A 953-nucleotide genomic window follows, 5' to 3' on the forward strand; every position below is an offset into this window, starting at 1 on the left:
CCAAGAACAGGTTTGAAGTTCGCGGTCGTGACTTCGCAACGAGCAGAATGGGTCGGTGACACGCCGAGGGTACCCCAGTGACGTCGATGACGACACGTATTTCTTTCTGCTCCCGTATCTGCTGCTGAGTCCCGAAGACGCGAGGCAACGGAAATATCCCATTCGAGACGTGCTGAACGCCCTGCTTTGGGTCGCGCGCACTGGCGCGCAGTGGGCGTATTTGCCCCATGACTTCCCACCGGCGGAGACGGTGCGCCAACAGGCACACCGCTGGTTTGAGGCCGCGTGCTTTCAGAGCGCGGCGCATGATCTGCGGATTCTGTCCCGCGTGGAGAAGGGAAGGAACGGGGCGCCAAGCGCGATCATCATCGACAGTCGCACACTCCAGAGCACACCAGAGAGCGGCCACCGTGCCGGCTTTGACGGCGCGAAGAAGCGTAGGGGCACCAAAGTCCACCTCGCTGTGGACACCCTTGGCCACGTCCTGGCGGTGCTCACCACACCAGCCAATGAGCAAGACAGGGCACAGGTCTTTGACCTGTGCCTAGACGTGCAGGAAGCCACAGGTGCGACGGTCCAAATCGCCTTCGCCGATCAGGGCTACACCGGCACCCAGACCGCGTTGGACGCCACTCAGGCTGGGGTTGAGTTGGTCGTGGTCAAACGACCCGAAGCGACCAAGGGGTTCATTCTGCTGCCGAAACGCTGGGTCGTGGAGCGCTCACTGGCCTGGTTGGCGCGCTTCAGACGCCTCGGACGTGACCTGGAACGCTTGCCCACCACCCTGGTCGGCTTCCACGTCCTCGCCGCCTGCATTCTGCTCTGCAACAACTTGAAGCCCCTTTTTGCCTAGCGTTCTTGGCACCCTCTAAGGGTCAAAAGTCTACACTCGAGCTAAGAAGTCGGTTCCTGTACGGTGTTTTCTGTGACGAAGAACACCAAGAACCGACTGC

General features: G+C 60.9%; 1 protein-coding gene. It reads left to right on the forward strand.

Features of this window, described 5'->3' with window-relative positions; all coding sequences use genetic code 11:
• Positions 1 to 55 precede the first annotated feature (55 nt).
• Positions 56 to 853 carry an IS5 family transposase gene (locus tag K7W42_RS22745; protein WP_224577688.1) on the forward strand — a complete coding sequence of 266 codons (798 nt, stop codon included), beginning with the start codon at positions 56 to 58 and terminating at the stop codon, positions 851 to 853.
• Positions 854 to 953: the final 100 nt, after the last annotated feature.

This window comes from Deinococcus betulae (genome assembly GCF_020166395.1).
In the GTDB taxonomy this organism is placed as follows: domain Bacteria; phylum Deinococcota; class Deinococci; order Deinococcales; family Deinococcaceae; genus Deinococcus; species Deinococcus betulae.